This window comes from Rhizobium sp. BR 315, from assembly GCF_050577975.1.
In the GTDB taxonomy this organism is placed as follows: domain Bacteria; phylum Pseudomonadota; class Alphaproteobacteria; order Rhizobiales; family Rhizobiaceae; genus Rhizobium; species Rhizobium miluonense.
Window position 1 is genome coordinate 34990 of record NZ_JARWKZ010000040.1, and the last position, 24337, is coordinate 59326.

Sequence of the window (24337 nt, forward strand, 5' to 3'; positions counted from 1 at the left end):
TTAAAAATTGCCTAAGCACATGGTAAGACTTTGCTAATAATTTTAATGATTGTGGCGGCGGCTGATTTGCTTCGCGCGCAGCCGGATGAAATGCCCGATCTTTCGCGCCATTTGGCGGCACGAGATCATAATCCTATTAGTTTTCGTCAGTAAAAACTTACGCTTCTCGAGTCGATATACTTGAAGCGGATGGCCTTGCCCGGCCCGATGGAGAGCTGTCTTTCGCGAGAAGCAGCCCTATGCGTGTAGGCTGTTTTTCTTTCCGCCCCAGCAGACGAAACTCGGATTGGCGAAGTCGCAGTCTTCGCTTTGGTTGGTTTTGCCGTAAGTCAGAAGATCGCCTTCCGTTGTTACGGTGACACCACCGGCGGCACGCAGCACGGCGTCGCCGGCTGCGGTGTCCCACTCCATGGTGCGGGCAAAGCGCGGATAGACATCGGCTTTGCCTTCGGCGAGCAGACAGAATTTCAGCGATGAGCCAATCGAGGTGCAGGCGGAAATCGGATTGCCGGTCAGGAAGCTTTCGGTCTTCTCGTTGCTGTGACAACGGCTGGCAAGCGCAGTCATCTTAGCAGGCCGTTCGCGCACGGCGATCGTCAGGCGGTCGGCAACGGCAAAATGCTCATCGACGATCAGCTTGCGGGCTTTGCCGGGCTCACCGGTGAAGGCAATCCCAAGTGCGGGGGCATAGACGATGCCGGCAACGGGAATGCCGTTGACGATATAGGCAATGTTGACGGTGAATTCGTCGCGATGCTCGATGAATTCACGCGTGCCATCAAGCGGATCGACCAGGAAGAAGGGCCGGCCGCGAATATCTGGAATCTTGCCGGCGGAGACGGATTCTTCCGCGATTGCCGGAACATCGGGGAAGTCACGCGCCAGATGCTCGAGAATGATATGCTCGGCGCGCTCGTCGGCCAGGGTGACCGGGCTCATATCCTGCTTGAGGGCAACGGCATAGCCGGCGCGGTAGACCTCCAATATGGCCTTTCCCGCCTCGAGTGCCGCCATTTCAAATGTTGCGAGCATTTGTCTGTTCGTCTTCCGCGCCGCGTTCGCGCTTAAAGTGTCCGGACATTATAGATAGGAAGTCGCAAACACAGAGTTTAGAGGCAGGATGATCTGGCTCCCTATGCCTTAGCGCCAGGACAAAGCTTTCGCAACAAGGCTCTGCATGGTGGACCGTCGTTAAACCCGCCGAGCAGCGTGCGTGTCGTTTGAGAGACAATCGCCCGCCCCTCGTGCGCATTCGGAAAAGAACATGTTCTGTTTGCGAATCTTTTTCGTCCTTACGGGACTTGTCGTTTTTATTGCATATGCGAATGTGCGGCCGGGTAGCATCGGGATGAATGCATGCGATATTCGGCATATCAGCTTCTAAAACAGGCGTTTTCAGGCAATCGTCATTGGCAGCCGGTGTGGCGGACGCCGGAACCGAAACCGCATTATGACGTGATCATTGTCGGCGGCGGCGGGCACGGGCTGGCGACGGCCTATTATCTCGCCAAGGAATTCGGCATCACCAATGTCGCGGTGCTGGAAAAGAGCTACATCGGCTCCGGCAATGTCGGGCGCAACACGACGATCATCCGTTCCAATTATCTGCTGCCGGGCAATGAGCCCTTCTACGAGTTCTCAATGAAGCTCTGGGAAGGTCTTGAGCAGGACTTCAACTACAATGCGATGGTTTCGCAACGCGGCATCGTCAATCTGTTCCATTCAGATGGCCAGCGCGATGCCTATGCCAGGCGCGGCAATGCCATGCGCATGCACGGCGTCGATGCTGAGCTGCTCAATCGCGAGCAGGTTCGCCGAATGATGCCCTACCTGAATTTCGACCATGCGCGCTTTCCCATCCTCGGAGGCCTTCTGCAGCGGCGCGGCGGCACGGCGCGGCACGATGCAGTCGCCTGGGGCTATGCGCGTGGCGCGGACAGCCGCGGCGTCGATCTCATCCAGCAATGCGAGGTGATCGGCATCCGCCGCGAAAACGGCATCGTGACCGGCGTCGAAACCAATCGCGGTTTCATCGGCTGCAACAAGCTGGCACTTGCGGCTGCCGGCCACACCTCGATCCTCGGCAACATGGCCGATCTTGAGCTGCCGATCGAAACGCATGTTCTGCAGGCCTTCGTTTCCGAGGGACTGAAGCCCGTCATCGACAATGTCATTACCTACGGCGCGGGACACTTCTATATCTCGCAGTCGGATAAGGGCGGTTTGGTCTTCGGCGCCGATATAGATTACTACAGCTCCTATGCCCAGCGCGGCAATCTCGCCACCGTCGAGCATACGATGGAGGAGGGCGTTTCGCTCATTCCCGGCCTGTCGCGCGTCCGCGTGCTGCGCGCCTGGGGCGGCGTCATGGATATGAGCATGGATGGCTCGCCGATCATCGACCGCACCCCGATCGAGAATCTGTATCTGAACTGCGGCTGGAACTATGGCGGCTTCAAAGCGACGCCGGCCTCGGGCTTCTGCTTCGCGCATCTGATCGCCAGGGGCGAGAGCCACGATGTCAGCCGCCTTCTGCGTCTTGACCGCTTCGAGCGCGGCTTTGCGATCGACGAAAGCGGCAAGGGTCCGCAGCCGAACCTGCATTGAGGGCACAATACCAATGGCAAGCTTGATCAACTGCCCGCATTGCGGCGTGCGACCCAAGGAAGAATTTTCGATTCGTGGCGCGGCTTCCGTCGTTCGTCCGGCGCCGACCGCACCGGATGAGGACTGGAACCGCTACGTCTTTATCCGCGACAACGAGCGCGGCCGGATACAGGAATATTGGCACCATAGCGCGGGGTGCCGTCGCTGGCTGGTCGTCGACCGCAGCAATATCACCCACGAGGTCTTTTCCATTGCCGATGCCGAAGATAAGGCGAAGGAGGCGGCACGATGACTGCTTATCGTCTGTCGACCGGCGGTCTCGTCAATCGCAGTCGCCCGCTTTCCTTCAAATTCGACGGCAGGGAAATGAGGGGGCTGGAAGGCGATACGCTCGCCGCCGCTCTCCTCGCCAATGATCAGCTGCTGGTCGGGCGCAGCTTCAAATATCACCGGCCGCGCGGCATTCTGACGGCGGGTTCGGCTGAGCCCAATGCGCTCGTCACTATCGGCAACGACGGCCGCACCGAGCCGAATACGCGCGCCACCGTCGCGGAACTCTATCAGGGCATGACCGCTGTCAGCCAGAACCGCTGGCCGTTGCTGAAATACGATCTGGGCTCGGTCAACGGCTTGCTCTCGCCTTTCCTCGGTGCAGGCTTCTACTACAAGACCTTCATGTGGCCGGCTGCCTTCTGGGAGAAGGTCTATGAGCCGCTGATTCGGCGTGCCGCCGGTCTCGGCAAGGCGGTCATGCAGGCGGATCCAGACCGCTACGAGAAGGCATGGGCGCATTGCGACCTGCTTGTTATCGGATCGGGGCCCGCAGGATTGATGGCGGCTCTGACCGCTGCTCGCGCGGGTCTGCGCGTCGTGTTGGCCGATGAAGGTTTTCGCCTTGGCGGGTCGCTACTCTCGGAAAGACTTTCGATCGGGCGCGCGCCGGCCGACGCCTTCGTTCAGGCGACGCTGGACGAGCTGCTGAATTTCGAAAACGTCACGCAAATGCCGCGCACGACCGTGTTCGGCTGGTATGACGGCAATGTTTTCGGTGCTGTCGAGAAAGTGCAGAAGCATGTGGCGATGCCGTCGCCCGATCTGCCGGTCGAGCGGCTCTGGCGCATCGCAGCCAAGCGCGCCATCCTCGCTTCGGGCGCCGAAGAGCGGCCGCTGGTGTTCGGCGGGAACGATCGTCCCGGCGTCATGATGGCCGGCGCCATGCGCAGCTATCTCAATCGCTATGGTGTTGTTGCCGGGCAGAAGGTGGCGGTCTTTACAAATGGCGGTTCCGGCTACCGCACGGCCACCGATCTGGCAGCTGCGGGTGCTGAGATTTCGGCGATCCTCGATACGCGCGCCGCATCCACCGACGCTGCTCCTCAGGGTGTCCGCGTGGTTCATGCGGCAAGCGTCCATGCGACCAAGGGCAAGCATCGCATCAGCGGCGTCATCGCCGATCGCGGCGGCCTGGATGAACTGATTTCTTGCGACGCGCTTGCCATGTCGGGCGGCTGGTCGCCGATCATCCATCTCGCCTGCCAGCGGGGCGCCAAGCCGGTATGGTCGGATGAAAAGCAGGCGTTCATGGCGCCGCTCGTCGGTGGCGAGCTGGAGATTGCCGGCTCGGCCGCGGGGATCGAGAGCGTTTCCGGTTGTCTGGCCGATGGTGCGGAAAAGGCGCGGCTGGTCGTCGAAAGCTTAGGCCGTACGGCGCATATGGCAGATCTGCCTGAAGTCGAGGGCGAATACGATCCATCCTTTGCGGCGATCTGGCATGTGCCGGGCGCGAAGGACAAGGCATTCGTCGACTTCCAGAACGATGTCCACGCGAAGGATCTCGGCCTTGCCCTGCGTGAAGGATTTGGCCATGTGGAGCATGCCAAGCGCTATACGACGAGCGGCATGGCGACGGACCAGGGCAAGCTTGGCAACGTCAACGCCGCCGGCATTATCGCGGGTATGCGCGGCGTCAGTCCCGCCGCTGTCGGCACGACGACATTCAGGCCGTTTTACACCCCCGTTTCCTTCGGCACGCTGGCGGGAACCGCGCGCGACAAGCATGCGCAGCCGGTCAGGGAATCGCCGCTGCATGGCTGGGCAAAGAAGAATGGCGCGACCTTCGTCGAGGCCGGCCTCTGGTATCGCTCGTCCTGGTTTGCCCGGCCGGGCGAGAAGGGCTGGCGCGACAGTGTCGACCGCGAGGTGCTGAACGTGCGCAACAACGTCGGGCTTTGTGATGTGTCGACACTCGGCAAGATCGAGGTCTTCGGCAAGGATGTGGCGGAGTTTCTCAATCGGCTCTACTCCAATGCCTTCCTGAAGCTGCCGGTCGGCAAAGCACGCTATGGATTGATGCTGCGCGAGGACGGCATGGTCTTCGACGACGGAACGACGAGCCGGCTGACGCCGGATCATTTCTTCATGACGACCACGACGGCGATGGCCGGCGAGGTGATGACGCATATGGAGTTCTGCGCGCAGACGCTTTGGCCGCAGCTTGACGTTCGCTTCGTTTCCTCATCCGACCAATGGGCGCAGATGGCGATCGCCGGCCCGAAGGCACGGCTGGTACTGGAGCAGATCGTCGAGGATGATATTTCCGATTCCTTCTTCCCGTTCCTTGCGGCTGCCGAAGTCATGCTGAAGGGCGGCTTGAGGGCGCGTTTGTTCCGTATCTCCTTCTCGGGCGAACTCGCCTACGAGCTTGCGGTTCCGGCCGGTTATGGCGAGGCGGTGGCGGATGCGATCATGGAAGCGGGCAAGGCGCACAGCATCTGTGCCTATGGTGTCGAAGCTCTCAACGTGCTGCGCATCGAGAAGGGCCATGTCACTCACAGCGAGCTGGATGGCCGCACGACACCAGACGATGTAGGCCTTGGCCGGATGATGTCGACGCAGAAGCCGGATTTCATCGGCAAGAGATTATCCACGCGCTTCGGTCTGACCGCCGCCGATCGCGGGCAGCTCGTGGGGCTGAAGCCGCTCGACACGACGAAGGAGATCCACGCCGGCGCGCATCTTCTGAAGGAAGGTGCAAGGCCGTCGACCGTAAACGATCAGGGTCATGTGTCCTCAGCCTGCTTCTCGCCGGTTCTCGGTCATTCCATCGCATTGGCCTTCCTGAAATCGGGCCGCGAGCGCATTGGCGAACATGTGGTCGTTTGGGACGGGCTGCGCGGCGACGAGGTGCCGGCGGAGGTTTGTAATCCTGTCTTCGTCGATCCTGACAACAAGAAGCTTCTCGGGTGAGGGATTGATGAGCGTCGCATTTCAAAACAGGCATGTGCTGGAAGATCATATTTCCGGCGTCGAGGCTGCCGCCAATCCGAATCATCTCGCGGTCGTTCGCCGGTCGGTCGTCTTTTCCGTCCTCGGCAAAGCTGGCGAGGAGGATTGGGTTCTGGCCGGGCTGAAAGTGATCGACGACGTTTCCGTTCGCAGTGCCGGACCGCGGGAGTGGTTTGTCGTCTCTGAGACGCTTGGCGCCGAGAGCGTGGCGCGCGATCTCTTCGCGCTCGATCCGGCCCGCGTTTCGTTTTTCGAGCAGAGCGATGGCCGGGTGCTGTTGCGTATTTCCGGCCCGAACACTCGTCGCATTCTTGCCAAATGCGTCGCGGTAGATCTGCATACGCAGGTCTTTGCCGAAGGGCACTCAGCCAACATGCTGTGCTGCCATGTGAGCGCCAATGTCGCTCGCACCGGCCCCGATCGCTTCGAAATCATCGTACCGCGCTCCTATGCCGGTAGCGTATTCGAAGAGATTATGGAGATGGGGCGGGAGTTTGCCCTGACGGCCGGCTTCGTCGACTGAAAAGCCGTATGTTGCCCGACTGGGTAGGGCTTGCCGATCGGTTTTGGTCTCCTCGCCGTGATGGCGCGATCCGAACAATTGCGATGGCGCAAACAGACATATCGGCTTCGCAGTTCGGGCTATTTGGCTTGTTGGATAGTCTCTAGGTTTCCTCATAAATGCGGTCGGTCGCGCGGGAAGACACCCGGCGGCTTCGTGCCGAGAACAGGGGATTCCTAGATGAAAAGCCATGCCAAGGTCGTCGTCATCGGTGGCGGTGTCGTCGGATGTTCGGTGCTCTATCACCTGACGAAATTCGGCTGGAAGGATGTCGTGCTGCTCGAACGCTCCGAGCTGACCTCCGGCTCGACCTGGCACGCCGCGGGCGGCATGCACACCATCAACGGCGATCCGAATGTCGCCAAGCTGCAGAAATATACAGTCGAGCTCTACAAGGAGATCGAGGAGTATTCGGGCCAGGACATCGGCCTGCACCTGACCTCCGGGCTGATGCTGGCGGCGACGCCGCAGCGTTTCGACTGGCTGAAATCCATTCTCGCCAAGGGCCGCTATAACGGCCTGGAAGCGACGCTGCTGACGCCAAAGGAAGCGCATGAGATGATGCCGCTCCTCGATCCGGATCAGTTCGTCGGCGCGCTCTACGACCCCGTCGAAGGTCACCTCGATCCCTATGGCACGACGCATGCTTATGCCCGCTCGGCCAAGAAGAACGGCGCCGATATCTATCTGCATACCAAGGTGGAAGAGCTGGTGCAGCGCGAGGACGGTTCCTGGCGGGTCATCACCAACCAGGGCGAGATCATTGCCGAACATGTCGTCAATGCTGCCGGTCTCTGGGCGCGCGAAGTCGGCCGCATGGTCGGGCTCGAGCTTCCGGTGCTCGCCATGGAGCACATGTATCTGATCACCGAGGACATGCCCGAGGTGATCGACTTCAACAAGACGACGGGCAAGGAGCTGATGCACTGCGTCGACTTCGATGGCGAGATCTATCTGCGCCAAGAGCGGCAGGGCATGTTGATGGGCACCTATGAGAGGGCCTGTCGCCCATGGTCGCCGGTGACGACGCCTTGGGATTTCGGCCATGAGCTGCTGGCTGAGGACATCGAGCGCATCACGCCGGAACTGGAAGTCGGTTTCCGCCATTTCCCGGCCTTCAACAATGCCGGTATCAAGAAGATCATCAACGGGCCGTTCACTTTCTCGCCAGACGGCAATCCGCTGGTCGGACCGGTGCGCGGCCTGCGCAATTACTGGTCGGCCTGCGCCGTCATGGCGGGCTTCAGCCAGGGCGGCGGCGTCGGATTGGCGCTCGCCAACTGGATGATCTACGGCGATCCGGGCTTCGACGTTTTCGCCATGGACGTCTCCCGCTACGGCGATTACGCGACGCTCGCCTATACCAACGCCAAGGTACGCGAGAACTACGCCCGCCGCTTCTCGATCCGCTATCCGAACGAAGAGCTGCCGGCGGCCCGCCCGCTGCTGACGACGCCGATCTACGATAAACTGAAGGAGACCGGCGGCGTGTTCGGTGCTTACTACGGCCTTGAGCAGGCGCTGTGGTTCGCTCCCGAGGGCGAAGTCGATCAGTTCTCCTGGCGCCGTTCCAACGACTTCGATGTCGTCGGCGCGGAAGCCAAGGCAGTGCGCGAGAGCGTCGGCCTCATGGAGACTTCTGGCTTTGCCAAATATTCGGTGAAGGGATCGGGGGCGGAAGCTTTCCTCGACAGGCTACTGACCTGCCGTATCCCCGCCATTGGCCGCATGACGCTCGCGCCGATGCTGAAGCATGACGGCAAGTTGATCGGCGATTTCACGCTGGCTAAGCTGGGTGAGGGGGATTTCCTTCTCATCGGTTCCGGCATTGCTGAAGCCTACCACATGCGCTGGTTCGAGAGCCTGCTGCCGAAGGATGGCTCGGTCGAACTTCAGGCTCTCGGTCTTTCGCTTCTCGGTCTGTCGATCGCCGGCCCGAATGCCCGCAAGCTGATGCAGAAACTGACCCATCAGGATCTTTCGACCGCTGCCTTCCCTTTCATGTCGATTCGCCGCATGGATCTCGGCATGGCACAGGCTATCGTCGGCCGCGTCTCCTATACGGGCGATCTCGGCTATGAGATCTGGATGAAGCCGGAATACCAGCGCTATATCTTTGACCTTCTGATGCAGGAAGGCGCCGAATTCGACATCCGGCTCTTTGGACTGAGGGCCCTGAATGCGCTGCGTCTCGATAAATCCTATGGCAGCTGGTCGCGCGAGTACCGGCCGCTCTATGGGCCATTCGAGGCCGGTCTCAATCGATTCGTGGCATTGTCGAAGGAGGCCGATTTCATTGGCAAGGCAGCTGCGGCCAAGGAAAAAGCCGAGGGCGGGACGCTGCGGCTGCGCACTTTCATCTTGAGCGCGAAGGACGCCGATGTGATCGGCGACGAGCCGATCTATCACAATGGCGCCGTTTGCGGCTGGGTGACCTCGGGCGGCTACGCCCATGCTTCCGGTCTTTCGGTTGCCGTCGGCTACGTGCCCAGGGAAATCGCCGATGACACGCAGGGCTGGTCGATAGAATTGCTCGGCGAACTCCTGCCGGCAAGCCTGCAGGCTGAACCGCTGTTCGATGCCGATGGAGCACGCATGCGCGCCTGATCGGTGCTGTTGCAAATGGCGGCGACAGGCTTTGAGAGGGGCCTGTCGCTGATAAGAGTTTTTCAGAGCTCCGGCGCTGCTAGGCTTCTTTGGCTATTTTCGAGCCAGAGAATGCCGCTTTTCTATCATATTTGGTCGGATTCGGGTCAGCGCACGGTGATTTGAAAAGAATTTGTCAGTTTCTCGCCTTTTTGGCTTCACATTTCCTTCGAAAGCGGTATGGAATCGAGCCTACGGTCCCTCTTGAAGGAACCGAAAAATTAATAAGAGATGTGGTCGTATAACGCTGCATCCAGGGGAAATGACATATGGATTATTTTATCCAGCAGCTCTTAAACGGGCTGACTCTTGGGTCTATCTATGGCCTCATAGCCATTGGCTACACCATGGTTTACGGCATCATCGGCATGATCAATTTTGCCCATGGTGATGTCTTCATGCTCGGCGGCTTTGCCGCCCTTATCACCTACCTGGTTCTCATCTCGCTCTTTGCCGGTTTGCCCGTCGCGATCATGCTTCTGGTGATGCTCATCGTCGCGATGCTGATGACGAGCCTTTGGAATTGGGTGATCGAGCGCATCGCTTACCGGCCGCTGCGCGGTTCGTTTCGCCTGGCGCCGCTGATCACGGCAATCGGCATGTCGATTGTGCTGTCGAACTTCATCCAGGTTTCGCAGGGACCACGCAACAAGCCGATCCCGACGCTGGTGGGCGACGTCTATAACTTCGGTGAAGTCTCGCTCTCCCTGAAGCAGATCATCATCTTCATCATTACGGTCGTTCTGCTGGCCGCCTTCTGGTACATAGTCAACAAAACGGCGCTCGGCCGCGCTCAGCGCGCCACCGAGCAGGATCGCAAGATGGCGGCGCTGCTCGGCATCAATGTTGATCGTACCATTTCCGTCACCTTCATCATGGGCGCGGCGCTCGCTGCCGTGGCCGGCACGATGTATCTGATGTATTATGGCGTCGCCAACTTCACGGATGGCTTCGTGCCTGGCGTCAAGGCCTTTACTGCGGCGGTTCTCGGCGGCATCGGATCGCTCCCAGGCGCTGTTCTCGGAGGTCTGATGATCGGCTTCATCGAGTCGTTCTGGTCGGGCAACTTCGCCATCGCGTATAAGGATGTCGCGACATATGGCATCCTGGCCTACGTGCTGATCTTCAAGCCGACGGGTATTCTCGGCCGGCCGGAAGTCGAAAAGGTATAACGCCATGGCAAATTCAAATTTCGTTGCAGGCAAGACCACGCCCGGCCTTGTCCAGAAAGGCATCACGGACGCCTTCTGGACCGCGCTCATCGCTTTCGGCATGTTCGTTCTCTACATCGGTCTCAAGACCGATCAGAACATAGACAACAAGCTGATCATCGTTCAGCGCTGGGGTCTTCTGGCGATCATCGTCGCAATTGCTGCCGCCGGTCGCTTCGTCATGACGGTTTTCGTTCAGCCCGCTCTGGCAGCGCGTAAGGCAGCCAAGGCCAAGGTGGCGCCGGTGGAGGCTGAAGCTGGCTTCATCGGCAGGAATTTCACCAAGATCGCGCTTCTGCTCCTGCTCGTCTATCCGCTAGCGGCAGTGGCGATTCTCGGCCCGCAGGGATCGCTGACCTATGTCGACAACTTCGGCATCCAGATTCTCATCTATGTGATGCTCGCCTGGGGCCTGAATATCGTCGTCGGTCTCGCCGGCCTCCTCGATCTGGGTTATGTCGCTTTCTATGCGGTCGGGGCCTATTCCTATGCCTTGTTGTCGCTGCATTTCGGCTTGTCTTTCTGGATCCTGCTGCCGCTTTCAGGCATGCTTGCCGGTCTTTGGGGCATGATCCTAGGCTTCCCGGTCCTGCGCCTGCGCGGCGACTATCTCGCGATCGTCACGCTGGCCTTCGGTGAAATCATCCGCATCGTGCTGACCAACTGGACCGATTTCACGCAGGGCAGCTTCGGCATCTCCAACATCACCAAGGCGTCGCTGTTCGGTTTCTACACGTTCGATCTCAAGGATCCGCACAATATCATTCGGACCCTGGGTCTGCCGATCTCGTCGGCTTGGTACAAGATCTTCCTGTTCTACGTCATCCTGGGGCTGTGCATGCTGACCGCCTATGTGACGATCAGGCTGCGCCGCATGCCGATCGGACGCGCGTGGGAAGCGCTACGCGAGGACGAAATCGCCTGCCGTTCGCTCGGCATCAATACGGTGACGACCAAGTTGACCGCTTTTGCCACTGGCGCCATGTTCGGCGGCTTCGCAGGCTCCTTCTTCGCGGCACGCCAGGGCTTCGTCTCGCCGGAATCCTTCGTCTTCCTCGAATCCGCCGTGATCCTTGCCATGGTCGTTCTCGGCGGCATGGGCTCGCTCAAGGGCATCGCGATTGCCGCGATCGCCATGGTCGGCGGCACAGAATTGCTGCGCAACATGAGTTTCCTCAAGACCGGTCTTGTCATCGGCGACACGACGATCATCCCCGGTTTCGGGCCGGACTTTACTCCGGAACTCTACCGCATGCTGATCTTCGGTCTCGCCATGGTGGTCGTGATGATCTTCAAGCCGCGCGGCTTTGTCGGCACGCGTGAGCCGACCGCCTTCCTCAAAGAGCGAAAAGCGGTCTCCGGTAGCTTTACCAAGGAGGGCCACGGCTGATGAACGCTGTGACCGCAACCCCCAACGACGTTCTGCTGAAGGTCGATCACCTGTCGATGAAGTTCGGTGGCCTGATGGCGATCAACGACTTCTCCTTCGAGGCGAAGCGCGGCGACATCACCGCTTTGATCGGACCGAACGGTGCCGGCAAGACGACCGTGTTCAACTGCATCACCGGCTTCTACAAGCCGACGATGGGCATGCTCACGCTCCAGCAGAAGAGTGGCAAGGAATATCTCCTGGAACGTCTTCCGGATTTCCGGATCACGCGCGAAGCCAAGGTGGCGCGTACCTTCCAAAATATTCGTCTGTTTTCGGGCCTCACCGTGCTCGAAAACCTGCTGGTGGCGCAGCATAACAAGCTGATGCGGGCCTCCGGCTATACGATCCTTGGCCTGCTTGGCATCGGTCCTTATCGGGCCGAGGCGAAGAATGCGATCGAGCTGGCACGCTTCTGGCTCGAAAAGGCCGATCTCATCGATCGCGCCGACGATCCCGCCGGCGATCTTCCCTATGGCGCCCAGCGTCGGTTGGAAATCGCCCGCGCCATGTGCACCGGTCCCGAACTACTTTGCCTGGACGAGCCGGCCGCCGGCCTCAATCCTCGCGAATCGCTGGTTCTCAACGAGTTCCTGCGCAGTATCCGCAAGGATATCGGCACATCGATCCTGCTGATCGAACACGACATGTCGGTGGTCATGGAAATTTCCGACCACGTCATCGTGCTCGAATATGGACAGAAGATCGCCGACGGCACGCCGGATGAGGTCAAGCACGATCCAAGAGTGATCGCGGCTTATCTGGGCGTCGAGGATGAAGAAGTGGAAGAGGTGATTGCCGAAGTCGAACACCTCCAAGAGGGTGAAAATTGATGGCGGGGCAACCACTTCTGAAAGTCGCGGGTGTCGAAACCTATTACGGCAACATTCGTGCGCTTGCCGGTGTCGATATCGAAGTCAACAGCGGTGAGATCGTCAGCCTGATCGGTGCCAACGGCGCCGGAAAATCGACGCTGATGATGACGATCTGCGGCAGTCCGCAGGCCCGCACCGGATCGGTAATGTTCGACGGCCAGGATATCACGCGCATGCCGACGCATGAAATTGCCCGGCTTCGCATCGCTCAGTCGCCCGAAGGGCGACGCATCTTCCCGCGCATGACGGTTTACGAGAACCTGCAGATGGGCGCAAACCTCGATAAACTCAAACATTTCAATGAGGACGTCGAGAAGATCTTCACGCTTTTTCCTCGCCTGAAGGAGCGCCAGTCGCAGCGCGGCGGCACGCTTTCGGGTGGCGAGCAGCAGATGCTGTCGATCGGCCGCGCGCTGATGGCACGTCCCAAACTGCTATTGCTGGACGAGCCGTCGCTCGGTCTTGCGCCTCTGATCGTCAAGGGCATTTTCGAGGCCATCAAGGTCCTGAATCAGTCCCAGGGCTTGACGGTGTTTCTTGTCGAGCAGAACGCGTTCGCCGCGCTGAAGCTTTCCGACCGTGCCTATGTGATGGTCAATGGCAGGGTGACGATGAGTGGTTCGGGCAAGGACTTGCTCGCCAATCCGGAAGTGCGTGCCGCCTATCTCGAAGGCGGCCATCATTGAGTTTCGTTTCGCGGAGAATTTGACATGCAAGGACTTCTCTTCGACAGCGATAGCGGCGGCCGCATGGTTATCCGCGCGGTCATCGTCATCCTTAGTTTCTGGACTGCATGGCGCGCTGGTCGCGCCGTCGCCTCCAACTGGGAAAACTATCCGCTCGTCGTCATCTACTGCTTTCTGATCGGCCTTGGCTTGCAGTTCCTACACCATGCTCTGTTCAACGGGCCGGTGTTCGATCCCATCATCTACATCATCGACGTCGTTCTTGTTCTGGTCTTTGCGACGGCAGGATACCGGTATCGACGTACCGACCAGATGGTGAATAATTATTATTGGCTCTATGAAAAGACCTCTGCCTTTTCTTGGAAGAAGAAGAATTGACAGGGTGCCTAAACTAGGCACAGTCTGCATCAACATAAGCGTCGTCCCGCCAATAACATAAATGACATAAGGCAGGATCATGCTTCCAGAGTTCGGAATACAAGCGTTACCGGCGTGATGATTGGTGGGTATCGCGCAGGGCACATCAAACGGAACCCGCTCAAAAATTGGGAGTAACAATATGAAGAAGTATCTTCTGTCGGCGGTGGCTTTGTCGGCGATGATCGCATTCGGTGGCGTTGCGAAGGCTGACATCATCATCGGCGTTGGCGGTCCCTTGACGGGCCCGAATGCGGCGTTTGGTGCGCAGCTTCAGAAAGGTGCAGAACAGGCTGCCGCCGATATCAATGCGGCCGGCGGCATCAACGGGGAAAAGGTCAAGATCGAACTTGGCGACGACGTCTCCGACGCCAAGCAGGGCGTTTCGGTCGCCAACAAGTTCGTTGCCGACGGCGTGAAGTTCGTCGTTGGTCACTTCAACTCGGGCGTCTCCATCCCGGCTTCGGAAGTCTACGCCGAAAACGGCATCATGCAGATCACGCCGGCTTCGACCAATCCGAAATTCACCGAGCGGGGTCTTTGGAACACGTTCCGTACCTGCGGCCGTGACGACCAGCAGGGTGTGGTTGCCGCCAAGTATATCGTCGACAACTTCAAGGGCGCCAAGGTTGCCGTCGTTCACGACAAGACCCCCTATGGTCAGGGCCTTGCCGATGAAACCAAGAAGAACCTCAACGCCGGTGGCATGACGGAAGTTCTCTACGAAGGCATCACTCCCGGCGACAAGGACTACTCGGCCCTCATCGCCAAGATGAAGCAGGCTGGCGTCGATTTCGTCTACTACGGTGGTCTTCACACCGAAGCCGGCCTGATCCTGCGCCAGATGGCCGACCAGGGCGTGAAGGCACACTTCATGTCGGGTGACGGTATCGTCTCGAACGAGCTGGCTTCTATCGCTGGCGATGCCGTCGATGGCACGCTGATGACCTTTGCGCCGGATCCGCGCAAGAACCCGGCTTCTGCCGATCTCGTCGCCAAGTTCCGCGCTGCCGGCTATGAGCCGGAAGGCTATACGCTGTACTCTTATGCCGCCGCTCAGATCATCGCCGCCGCAGCAAAGGCTGCGGGCTCCAACGATCCTATGGCTGTTGCAGATGCAGCCAAGGCAAAGGGCCCGTTCAAGACCGCCATCGGCGACCTTAGCTTCAATGCCAAGGGCGATATCACCCGTCCGGACTACGTCATGTACAAGTGGTCCAAGGGTTCCGACGGCAAGTACACCTACGCCGAAATCGCGAAGTAATCTTCGCGTTGCCGGTTTCCGGCTTCGACACGACCTGCAAAGCCCGGCTACGCGCCGGGCTTTTTTCATAGCCGCTGGCGGAGGAGCGGCATTTCCTTCGCCGCTGACCTGCTTTAAGTCTGCCTGGTATAGGCAGGAGGATGAGCAGCATGAGCAAACCCAGGATTCTTGTTACACGGCGTTGGCCCGCCTCGGTTGAGGTGGCCCTTTCGGAAGGTTTCGATGCCACGCTGAATGAGGACGATGTTGCGCTCGATGCGGCGCAACTGCGGGAGGCGCTCCTTTCTTACGACGCCGTTCTCCCCACCGTTTCCGACAGGCTTCCGGCCGCGCTTTTCGAGGGCGATGCGGTCCGGACGAAGATTCTTGGCAATTTCGGCGTCGGCTTCAACCACATCGATGTCGCTGCGGCCAAGACGAAGGGCATCGTCGTCACCAATACGCCGGGCGTGCTCACCGATTGCACCGCCGATATCGCCATGCTGCTCTTGCTCTCTGTCGCGCGACGGGGCGGGGAAGGGGAGCGGGAATTGCGTGCTGGTGCGTGGACCGGCTGGAGGCCGACCCATCTGGTCGGCACCAAGGTTACCGGCAAGACTGTCGGCATCATCGGCTTCGGCCGCATCGGCAAGGCGTTTGCGCAGCGCTGTCATTTCGGCTTCGGCATGGATGTCGTCTTCTACAATCGCTCCGTCGTTGATCCGGTGGAGGCCGCGCGTTATGGCGCCAGGCAACTGCCGACGGTGGAGGACGTGCTCGAAGTCTCCGATTTTGTCTCGCTGCATTGCCCCGGTGGCGCCGAAAATCGCCATCTGATGAACGCAGCGCGTCTCGCCGCCATGAAGCCGGGTGCTTTCCTCATCAATACCGCACGCGGCGACGTGATCGACGAGGTGGCCCTGATTGCGGCACTCGAGCAAGGAACGATCCGCGGCGCCGGCCTCGATGTCTACGAGGCTGAGCCGCATGTGCCGGAGCGGCTGAGGGCGCTCGACAACGTCGTGCTTCTTCCGCATCTCGGCAGCGCCACTGAGGAGACGCGCACCGCCATGGGCATGAAGGTCGTGGACAATATCACCGCCTTTTTTGCCGGCCGCGAGCCGCCGGACAGAGTGGCCTGACGCCCTCCCTCGCGCATGACGGCCGAGAGAGCCGCTGGTATCTATAGTCAGACGCAGTTGCCCTTCTTTTCGGCGTTTGGCGAAAAACGATGCGCATGCCGCCCGAGATTGGGGCGTCACTGCGGGTGATCGCGTAAGGCATAGAAATTGCTTGCCTTTACTTTATCGCGGGCTTCAATGATCCGACAGCGGCGCGATCTGGCAACCGGAGAGACGAAATGGCATTGACGGCCATAGGCACAAAACCGCAGAGGGCGCGAGGTCGCGGCCATCTTGCGGCCAAGTCGCTTGGCGGCCGCACGCGTCTTGCCGAGCTGTTTCAGGAGGGCGCGGCGAAGATTCGTCTGCCCGACACCTTCGATAACTCCATGGAAGCGGTCATCATCAACACGGCCGGCGGCCTTACCGGCGGCGACCGGATGGATTGGAGCATCGTCGCCGGACCGGCCACGCATATCGACGTGACCACACAGGCCTGCGAGAAAATCTACAAGGCTTCGAGCGACACCGCGGAGGTCAAAACCTCCATCAGTGTGGGTTCTAGCGCGCGCGTCGACTGGCTGCCGCAGGAGACCATCCTCTTCGACCGTGCATCGCTCTCGCGCAGGCTGGATGTCGAGCTTGACGAAACGGCTGAATTTCTTGCCGTCGAGGCGATCCTGCTTGGGCGCAAGGCCATGGGCGAGGCGATGGTCGAAGGGTTGTTTCGCGATCGCTGGCGCATCCGCCGCGGCGAACGCCTGATCCATGCTGAGGAACTGCAGCTCGATGGCGATATCGCGGCGTTGACCCGCAAGAGCGCTGTGCTCGGCGGCCAGGTTGCCTTCGCGACCGTGCTCTATACGGGAGCGCGGGCGGAGACCTATCTCGGCCGGGTCCGGCCGCTGGTTGAGGCGCATATGGCGGGCGCCAGCCAATGGAAGGACAAGCTCGTGGTACGGCTTGCCGCTGCCGATGGTTTCGCGCTCAGAAAAGTCCTGATCCCGATCATTTCTGCCTTGCGCAACGGTGCGCCAGTGCCGAAAGTCTGGAACCTATAACTCCATGGAGCCGGATGATTTTAGACCTGCGTGACCTAAAATCATCCGGCTCCAGAATCAAAAGAGTAGAGCATGATGTCGTCCGAAAACCGCTCACACTTTTCGGCATCATGCTCTAGAAAACAGCAATCCAATAGGTAGGCGATGAACCTCACTCCAAGAGAAAAAGACAAGCTGCTGATTTCCATGGCGGCGATGGTGGCGCGGCGACGGCTGGAGCGCGGTGTCAAGCTCAACCATCCCGAAGCCATCGCATTGATCACGGATTTCGTGGTCGAGGGAGCCCGCGACGGTCGTCCGGTGGCGGAGCTTATGGAGGCCGGCGCCCACGTCGTTACCCGCGATCAGGTGATGGAGGGCATTGCCGAGATGATCCACGATATTCAGGTGGAGGCGACGTTCCCGGATGGAACGAAGCTCGTCACCGTCCACGAACCGATCCGCTGAGGCTTACGATGCTGGAACTCAGACCCAATTGCGAGTGCTGCGACAGGGATCTGCCGCCGGAAAGCCGGGAGGCGATGATCTGCACCTTCGAGTGCACCTTCTGCACGGATTGTGTCGGCAACGTCTTGGGCGGTCGCTGCCCGAATTGCGGCGGCGAATTCGTCCAGCGCCCCGTTCGCCCGGCGGCGTTGCTCGCCCAATATCCTGCTTCGACCAAGCGTGTTCTGAAGGCTGAGGGGTGTGCTCCCGTTCGGGCAGCATGAGGAGAGAACTATGATCCCAGGTGAAATCATCGCTGCCAGCGGCGATATCGAGCTTAATGCCGGAGCGCCGACCGTGACGCTCGAGGTCTCCAATACCGGCGATCGGCCCGTGCAGGTCGGAAGCCATTATCATTTTGCCGAGACCAATGCCGGGCTTGCCTTCGACCGCGACCAGGCGAGGGGTATGCGGCTCGATATTCCTGCTGGAACCGCCGTGCGTTTCGAGCCGGGTCAGACCCGCTCGGTGACGCTGATTCCGCTATCGGGCAAGCGGGAAGTCTACGGTTTCCGCCAGCAGATCATGGGCAAGCTCTAGGCATTCTTAGGGGAATTTGATGTCGCTGAAATTGCTTTTGCCTGCTGCAGCTCTTGCCGCAACCCTGATCTGCGGTCCTGCTTTTGCACAGAACAATCCGGATGAACCGAAGATCGATTGCGCCAAGGCCGAGGCGCAGACGGATTTGAACATTTGCGCCGCGCTCGATTTCGATACGGCCGATAAAGCGCTGAATGTACAATACAAGAAAACCCGGGCAGCGATGGTCGCCATCGATGCGGATCTCGACAACGACATGAAGGGTGCGGACAAGGCGCTCGTCAAGGCGCAGCGCGCCTGGGTGGACTATCGCGACGGCGAATGTGAGGCGCAAGGGTTTCAGGCACGAGGCGGCTCGATGGAGCCCATGCTGATTTCCGGCTGCAAGGCGGATTTGACCAAGAAGCGGACCAAGGAATTGAAAGAGCTCGCCGACGGGCTCGGAGGCAATTAGTGAGCAACAGGCGCAAAGTGATGATCGTCGGCAATGGCGAGATCGCGGTAGGAGCGGCGGCGGCGATCGATGCCGCCGACCTAGTGATCCGCTTCAACGATTGCCGTTCGATGGGGGCAGGCGGCCGCCGGACCGATGTCGTTGCGGTCTGCAATACCGGCCGGCCGGCGCGCGCCATGCTCGGCTCGGCAGAGTGGCGAAAGAGCCCTGCCGTTGCCTCAGCTTCGGAAATCTGGAGCGTGCGGGATCCCCGCAAGTTCGCTGCGCTGCGTGCGCCCTTGGCGATCTCGCACCCGGAGCTCGATGACTTCTGCGACGATTACACCGATCAGTTCACCGCCTTTTGCAAAGCCACCGGCAAGCGGCATGTCGTGATCGATCAATCCGTCCACGACGGCGTTGATACGGCGCTCTCCGCCTATGAGCCCGGCTCCTATGTGGTGCCGAGCAGCGGAATGATCGTGATTGCCGAGGTGCTGGCCCGCTATCCCGACGACGATGTCGCCATTACCGGCTTCAGCCATACAGGTTGGAGCGAGCATCCCTTTGCCGCCGAGAAGTTGCTTGTCGACGGCTATGTCTCCCTCGGCCGCCTGACGCGCCTTGTCGATACGAACCTCATCTCTGCCTCCCAAGGAGACTGATTCATGCCTTACAGGATTTCCCGCGCTGCCTATGCCAACATGTTCGGTCCCACCGTCGGCGACAAGGTGCGGCTCGCCGATACCGAACTGTTCATCGAAGTGGAGAAAGATCTCACCACCTATGGCGAAGAAGTGAAGTTTGGCGGCGGCAAGGTCATTCGCGACGGGATGGGGCAGAGCCAGGTGACGCGGGCGAACGGTGCCGTCGATACCGTCATCACCAATGCGCTGATCCTCGATCATTGGGGGATCGTAAAGGCGGATATCGGCCTGAAGGACGGCCGCATCGTCGCGATCGGCAAGGCCGGCAATCCGGATATGCAGCCTGATGTCGACATCATCGTCGGGCCGGGCACGGAAATCATCGCAGGCGAGGGCAAGATCGTCACCGCCGGCGGCATGGACAGCCATATCCACTTCATCTGCCCGCAGCAGATCGAGGAAGCGCTGATGTCGGGCATCACCACCATGCTTGGCGGCGGCACCGGACCGGCGCATGGAACGCTTGCGACCACCTGTACGCCGGGACCATGGCATCTGGCGCGTATGATCGAATCCTTCGATGCTTTTCCGATGAATATCGGCCTTTCCGGCAAGGGCAACGCCTCGCTGCCGGCGGCGCTGGAAGAGATGGTGCTCGGCGGCGCCTGCTCGCTGAAGCTGCATGAGGACTGGGGTACGACGCCGGCGGCGATCGACTGCTGCCTCAGCGTGGCCGACGCCTATGATGTGCAGGTGATGATCCACACGGATACGTTGAATGAAAGCGGCTTCGTCGAGGATACGATCGGTGCCATCAAGGGTCGTACGATCCATGCTTTCCACACGGAAGGTGCGGGTGGGGGCCATGCGCCTGATATCATTAAGATCTGCGGCCAGTCGAATGTCATTCCATCATCGACCAATCCGACGCGGCCTTATACGGTTAACACGATCGCCGAACATCTCGACATGCTGATGGTCTGCCATCACCTGTCGTCTTCGATCCCGGAAGACATTGCTTTTGCCGAAAGCCGCATCCGCAAGGAAACGATCGCGGCCGAGGATATTCTGCACGATATCGGCGCTTTCTCGATCATTTCATCCGACAGCCAGGCCATGGGACGCGTCGGCGAAGTGGCTATCCGCACCTGGCAGACCGCCGACAAGATGAAGCGCCAGCGTGGCCGACTGGCCCAGGAGACCGGCGACAACGACAATTTCCGCGTGAAGCGCTATATCGCCAAATATACGATCAACCCTGCCATTGCCCATGGCGTCAGCCACGAGGTCGGGTCTATCGAGATCGGCAAGCGTGCCGATCTGGTGATCTGGAGCCCGGCCTTTTTTGGCGTGAAGCCCGAGATGGTTCTGCTTGGCGGCTCGATAGCGGCGGCGCCGATGGGCGACCCCAATGCCTCCATCCCGACGCCACAGCCGATGCACTATCGCCCGATGTTTGGCGCCTTCGGCAAGAATCGCACAAACTCCTCGGTGACCTTCGTTTCCCAGGCTGCGTTCGATGCTGGGCTTGCCGGCAAGCTCGGCATCGCCAAGGCGCTGCTGCCGGTCAGGAATACGCGCGGCGGCATCTCAAAGGCATCGATGATTCATAACAGCCTCACCCCTCATATCGAGGTGGACCCGGAGACTTACGAAGTGCGCGCGGATGGCGAGCTTCTCACCTGTGAACCGGCGACGGTGCTGCCGATGGCGCAGCGCTATTTCCTTTTCTGAGAAGCACTTCGAAGCGTTACCAATGGCAAGCGGCAAGGCCCCGGTTTCCGGGGCCCTTCTGGTTTTTTGCGGTTAAGCCAGCATTATCATAGGCTTGTGGAAGCAGATCCGCGCTTCGCCTTCCGGTTTACAGAGGAAGGAGCGCTACTGGCTATCAGAGATTGTTCACAAGTTGGGAAATGCCGGGCATTTTAATGATTCCATTAAAGACCTGGAAGCGCCTTCACCTCTATCTCACATGACTGAAACGGTGGCAGAGGAAGGTGAATCGCATGAAACAATGGATTTCGCTGCAAGCCGAAGTCGGCAATTTTCAGCAGAAGCGTGCGATTTATATTTTCGCGCTTAAGATGAGTTTTGCAGCTGTCATCATGTCGCTTGCGATCATGATCGTGATGCTTCCCGTTTTGCAATGGCTTGATCTCCTGCCATTGCCGATCATGGAGGTGATGCGCTTCGGTGTTCTCTTGGCCTGGATCATCGGCGGCACCGTTTCCGGTGTGCTGGCGATATTGGCCGGTTTCTCGATTCACAAGCTCGCCGTTTCCCGTGCCGAGTTCGAACGGTTGAGCCGCACCGATGGGCTCTCCGGCCTGCTCAATCGTCGCGCCTTTACGGAAGCATTGAAAGAGGCGGGGCATGGCGCCTCGCTGGTGATCTTTGACGTCGATCGCTTCAAGACGATCAATGATCGCTTCGGCCACGCATCCGGCGATGCCGTGATCGTTGCTGTATCGCAGATATTGGGGCGTGTCTTCACGGGTGAGGACATGATCGCCCGACTCGGCGGCGAGGAATTTGGCGCCATTATTCATGGTGGCGATATCGATGAACGCATCGCCCGCATCGAAGCTGTCAAGGAGCAGGTAGCCAATCATTCGATCGCTATCGACGGCGGCTCGGTCAAGATTACCGTCTCCGCCGGAATTGCCGACATGGGCAAGGATCGCAAGACGGAAGGCGTCTATGCCGCGGCCGACAAGGCGCTCTATCTGGCCAAGACGCTTGGCCGCAATCGCGTCGTCCACGAGCGCGAACGCCTGTCTCAGGTCTGGCGCCGCTATACCACCGAGCAGGAAGAGGAAGCCCTGCCGGCCCTCATGGAATTGCAGCGCTACGTGTATCGCATGTAGCGCCGCCGAACGGCATTGGCGCTTGCGCGGGCGGCGACTATTCTGCATGCTTCGGCAGAGCTTCAATTTGGATCCGCCATGCAACGCGTCACCTCCTACCTGCCGGCCGGCACCCCGTCTTCCAATCCGATCGATCGCGTCGTCCTGCCGCATGATCTCAGGCACTTGCGCCGCAAGCTGCTGCATCTCGAAAATGGCGAAATGGTCATGCTCGACCTGAAGGAGCCGGTGCTGTTTGCCAATGGCGATCTGCTGGTGCGCGAGGACGGCGAGTTGATCGAGATCGTTGCCGCGGACGAAAAGCTATTCGAGATCAAGCCACGCGATCGCAGGCATCTGGTCGAGCTTGCGTGGCATCTCGGCAATCGCCATCTTTCGGCGCAGATCGAGGAAGAGCGCATCCTCATCCTGCGCGATCACGTGATCCGCTCAATGCTCGAAGGGCTCGGCGCGACAGTCGCCGAGGTGAGCGAGCCTTTCCAGCCCGCGCGGGGTGCCTATCATTCCCATGGCAGCCATTCGCAAGGGCACGGCCACCAACACGATCATGGGCACGATCATCATTCGCATGATTGAGCGCAGACGGCTGACACGGCGATGACGGACGATCGCGACCTTCTGGCTTTGTTGCGGCTGATGGCCTGGCTGTCGCCGGCCTTCCCGGTGGGATCCTTTGCCTATTCGGGCGGCCTTGAACGGGCCGTTCACGATGGGCTAATTCATGACGACAGGAGCCTGCGGGACTGGATCGCGACCCTGATCCAGCACGGCGCCGCCTGGAACGATGCCGTTTTGCTGGCGGAAGGGCACCATGCGGGAGAAGATGCGCCGCGGCTCGCAGCCGTGGCGGAACTCGGCGAGGCGCTGGCGGGCTCGAAGGAGCGCCACACCGAAACCATGCTGCTTGGCGAAGCCTTCCTGTCGGCCGCCAGTGCCTGGCCGCACGAGATCTTTTCGATGCTGCCGGCAAAGGTTGCCTATCCCATTGCGGTCGGCGCCGTTGCTCGCGCGCATGATATTCCTCTCCAGAAGACGCTTGCCGCCTTCCTGCATGCCCTTGCATCGCAGATGCTGTCGGCCGGCATCCGGCTCGGCGTGACCGGGCAGAAGGATGGGGTCGCCATCCTTGCGGCCCTGGAGGATATCATTGCTGAAGTGGCGACGCGCGCGGCGAAATCCGATCTTGACGATCTCGGCGCGGCGGCAGTGCAGGCCGATATTGCGAGCCTGCGCCACGAAACCCAGAGGACGCGGCTTTTTCGTTCGTGATGCGCGGCCTGAAGAAAATTCCACTGCCGAGGTTCATCCTACGTCATTCGCCGCTGTGCGACAGGCGGATGCTTCGCTATCCTGCTATTTTACCGGAGTTGCGACTATGAAATCGAGAAATGGACCTTTGCGCGTCGGCATCGGCGGGCCCGTCGGCTCGGGCAAGACGGCGTTGACGGAAAAGCTGTGCAAGGCGATGCGCGACGATTATTCCGTCGCCGTCGTCACTAACGACATCTATACGACGGAGGATGCGGAGGCGCTGGTGCGGATGCAGGCGTTGACGTCGGATCGCATCGTCGGCGTCGAAACCGGCGGTTGCCCGCACACTGCCATCCGCGAGGATGCGACGATCAACCTGCAGGCCATCGCCGGCCTTAACGAGCGGCTCCCCGATCTCGACGTGGTCTTCATAGAATCCGGCGGCGACAATCTGGCGGCGACTTTTTCGCCGGATCTTGCCGATATCACCATCTATGTCATCTCGGTGTGCCAGGGAGAGGAAATCCCGCGCAAGGGCGGTCCCGGCATCACCAAATCGGACCTTCTCGTCATCAACAAGAAAGATCTGGCGCCTTTCGTCGAGGTAGATCTCGACGTGATGGATCGGGATGCGACGAGGATGCGTCAGGCTCGTCCCTTCGTCTTTTCCGACATGAAGCGGGGCGAGGGCGTCAGCAAGATCGTCGATTTCCTAAAGGAACAGGGCGGCCTGTGACAGCCTGTGTGGAAACGTTTGGAGGCTCCGGTTTGACCGGGGCCTCTTTTGGTTTCTGGGTCTATGCGGGTTTTGATGTTATGTTTATGGTGCGCCTGATGTTGTAGGCGAGCACCGAGAGGGCCATTTCGGTTCTGGTGCCCTTGAGGTTTCTGGTCAGGAAACGTCCGCCTGCCATCATCCGTTTGATGGTGCCGAACGGATGTTCTGCGGTGCATCGACGCTTTCGCATCA

At 59.8% G+C, this 24337-nt stretch carries 25 protein-coding genes; 23 read left to right on the plus strand and 2 right to left on the minus strand.

The window, feature by feature from the left end; all coding sequences use genetic code 11:
• Positions 1 to 237: 237 nt before the first annotated feature.
• The gene (gene cysQ / locus QD409_RS26840) at positions 238 to 1032 is read right to left on the minus strand and encodes a 3'(2'),5'-bisphosphate nucleotidase CysQ (RefSeq protein ID WP_092855956.1); all 795 of its coding nucleotides are present in this window, start codon (positions 1030 to 1032) and stop codon (positions 238 to 240) included.
• A 324-nt stretch (positions 1033 to 1356) separates the two neighbouring features.
• Between cysQ and QD409_RS26845 the strand changes: the two genes are divergently transcribed.
• From QD409_RS26845 to ureG, 23 genes are all read left to right on the plus strand, one after another.
• Positions 1357 to 2607: a sarcosine oxidase subunit beta family protein gene (locus tag QD409_RS26845; protein ID WP_430764114.1), complete on the plus strand. Its 1251-nt coding sequence runs from the start codon at positions 1357 to 1359 to the stop codon at positions 2605 to 2607.
• 13 nt (positions 2608 to 2620) lie between these two features.
• Entirely contained in the window at positions 2621 to 2899 is a 279-nt protein-coding gene (locus tag QD409_RS26850) for a sarcosine oxidase subunit delta (RefSeq protein ID WP_430764115.1), read from the plus strand.
• Positions 2896 to 5853 (plus strand): sarcosine oxidase subunit alpha family protein, encoded by a 2958-nt coding sequence (locus QD409_RS26855; RefSeq protein ID WP_430764116.1) that lies wholly within the window; start codon positions 2896 to 2898, stop codon positions 5851 to 5853. The genes QD409_RS26850 and QD409_RS26855 overlap by 4 nt, the downstream gene beginning before the upstream one ends.
• A gap of 7 nt (positions 5854 to 5860) precedes the next feature.
• Entirely contained in the window at positions 5861 to 6415 is a 555-nt protein-coding gene (locus QD409_RS26860; RefSeq protein ID WP_430764117.1) for a sarcosine oxidase subunit gamma, read from the plus strand.
• A gap of 219 nt (positions 6416 to 6634) precedes the next feature.
• On the plus strand, positions 6635 to 9061 hold the full coding sequence (locus QD409_RS26865) for a GcvT family protein (protein ID WP_092855961.1): 2427 nt from the start codon (positions 6635 to 6637) through the stop codon (positions 9059 to 9061).
• Between the two features lie 308 nt (positions 9062 to 9369).
• The gene (locus tag QD409_RS26870) at positions 9370 to 10272 is read left to right on the plus strand and encodes a branched-chain amino acid ABC transporter permease (protein ID WP_092855962.1); all 903 of its coding nucleotides are present in this window, start codon (positions 9370 to 9372) and stop codon (positions 10270 to 10272) included.
• A 4-nt stretch (positions 10273 to 10276) separates the two neighbouring features.
• Entirely contained in the window at positions 10277 to 11701 is a 1425-nt protein-coding gene (livM, locus tag QD409_RS26875) for a high-affinity branched-chain amino acid ABC transporter permease LivM (protein ID WP_092855963.1), read from the plus strand.
• Positions 11701 to 12573 carry an ABC transporter ATP-binding protein gene (locus QD409_RS26880; protein ID WP_092855965.1) on the plus strand — a complete coding sequence of 291 codons (873 nt, stop codon included), beginning with the start codon at positions 11701 to 11703 and terminating at the stop codon, positions 12571 to 12573. The genes livM and QD409_RS26880 overlap by 1 nt, the downstream gene beginning before the upstream one ends.
• On the plus strand, positions 12573 to 13301 hold the full coding sequence (locus QD409_RS26885; protein WP_092855967.1) for an ABC transporter ATP-binding protein: 729 nt from the start codon (positions 12573 to 12575) through the stop codon (positions 13299 to 13301). The genes QD409_RS26880 and QD409_RS26885 overlap by 1 nt, the downstream gene beginning before the upstream one ends.
• 24 nt (positions 13302 to 13325) lie before the next feature.
• Complete coding sequence (locus QD409_RS26890) at positions 13326 to 13679, plus strand: DUF6867 family protein (RefSeq protein ID WP_092855969.1); 354 nt, start codon at positions 13326 to 13328, stop codon at positions 13677 to 13679.
• A 181-nt stretch (positions 13680 to 13860) separates the two neighbouring features.
• A complete protein-coding gene (locus QD409_RS26895) occupies positions 13861 to 14982 on the plus strand; it encodes a branched-chain amino acid ABC transporter substrate-binding protein (RefSeq protein ID WP_092855971.1) in 1122 nt (373 codons plus the stop codon).
• Between the two features lie 149 nt (positions 14983 to 15131).
• Positions 15132 to 16103, plus strand: a complete 972-nt coding sequence (locus tag QD409_RS26900; RefSeq protein ID WP_092855973.1) for a 2-hydroxyacid dehydrogenase — start codon at positions 15132 to 15134, stop codon at positions 16101 to 16103.
• A 218-nt stretch (positions 16104 to 16321) separates the two neighbouring features.
• Positions 16322 to 17143 carry an urease accessory protein UreD gene (locus QD409_RS26905; RefSeq protein WP_092855975.1) on the plus strand — a complete coding sequence of 274 codons (822 nt, stop codon included), beginning with the start codon at positions 16322 to 16324 and terminating at the stop codon, positions 17141 to 17143.
• A 144-nt stretch (positions 17144 to 17287) separates the two neighbouring features.
• Positions 17288 to 17590, plus strand: a complete 303-nt coding sequence (locus QD409_RS26910) for an urease subunit gamma (RefSeq protein ID WP_092855977.1) — start codon at positions 17288 to 17290, stop codon at positions 17588 to 17590.
• An 8-nt stretch (positions 17591 to 17598) separates the two neighbouring features.
• The gene (locus QD409_RS26915) at positions 17599 to 17853 is read left to right on the plus strand and encodes a DUF1272 domain-containing protein (RefSeq protein ID WP_430764118.1); all 255 of its coding nucleotides are present in this window, start codon (positions 17599 to 17601) and stop codon (positions 17851 to 17853) included.
• A gap of 10 nt (positions 17854 to 17863) precedes the next feature.
• A complete protein-coding gene (locus QD409_RS26920) occupies positions 17864 to 18169 on the plus strand; it encodes an urease subunit beta (protein WP_092855981.1) in 306 nt (101 codons plus the stop codon).
• Between the two features lie 19 nt (positions 18170 to 18188).
• The gene (locus tag QD409_RS26925; RefSeq protein ID WP_092855983.1) at positions 18189 to 18623 is read left to right on the plus strand and encodes a lysozyme inhibitor LprI family protein; all 435 of its coding nucleotides are present in this window, start codon (positions 18189 to 18191) and stop codon (positions 18621 to 18623) included.
• Between the two features lie 20 nt (positions 18624 to 18643).
• Positions 18644 to 19267 carry a Urease operon accessory protein gene (locus QD409_RS26930; RefSeq protein ID WP_092855989.1) on the plus strand — a complete coding sequence of 208 codons (624 nt, stop codon included), beginning with the start codon at positions 18644 to 18646 and terminating at the stop codon, positions 19265 to 19267.
• Between the two features lie 3 nt (positions 19268 to 19270).
• Positions 19271 to 20983, plus strand: coding sequence for an urease subunit alpha (gene ureC, locus QD409_RS26935; RefSeq protein WP_092855985.1), 1713 nt, complete (start codon positions 19271 to 19273; stop codon positions 20981 to 20983).
• 272 nt (positions 20984 to 21255) lie between these two features.
• Positions 21256 to 22116: a GGDEF domain-containing protein gene (locus QD409_RS26940; RefSeq protein ID WP_092853478.1), complete on the plus strand. Its 861-nt coding sequence runs from the start codon at positions 21256 to 21258 to the stop codon at positions 22114 to 22116.
• A 78-nt stretch (positions 22117 to 22194) separates the two neighbouring features.
• On the plus strand, positions 22195 to 22692 hold the full coding sequence (gene ureE / locus QD409_RS26945; RefSeq protein ID WP_092853635.1) for an urease accessory protein UreE: 498 nt from the start codon (positions 22195 to 22197) through the stop codon (positions 22690 to 22692).
• A 21-nt stretch (positions 22693 to 22713) separates the two neighbouring features.
• Entirely contained in the window at positions 22714 to 23385 is a 672-nt protein-coding gene (locus QD409_RS26950) for an urease accessory protein UreF (RefSeq protein WP_092853480.1), read from the plus strand.
• A gap of 106 nt (positions 23386 to 23491) precedes the next feature.
• Positions 23492 to 24103, plus strand: a complete 612-nt coding sequence (gene ureG, locus QD409_RS26955; RefSeq protein ID WP_092853482.1) for an urease accessory protein UreG — start codon at positions 23492 to 23494, stop codon at positions 24101 to 24103.
• A 61-nt stretch (positions 24104 to 24164) separates the two neighbouring features.
• Here the strand turns inward: ureG and QD409_RS26960 are convergent.
• Positions 24165 to 24337 (minus strand): transposase (locus QD409_RS26960; RefSeq protein WP_430764040.1); only part of this gene is annotated, 173 nt, incomplete at its 5' end.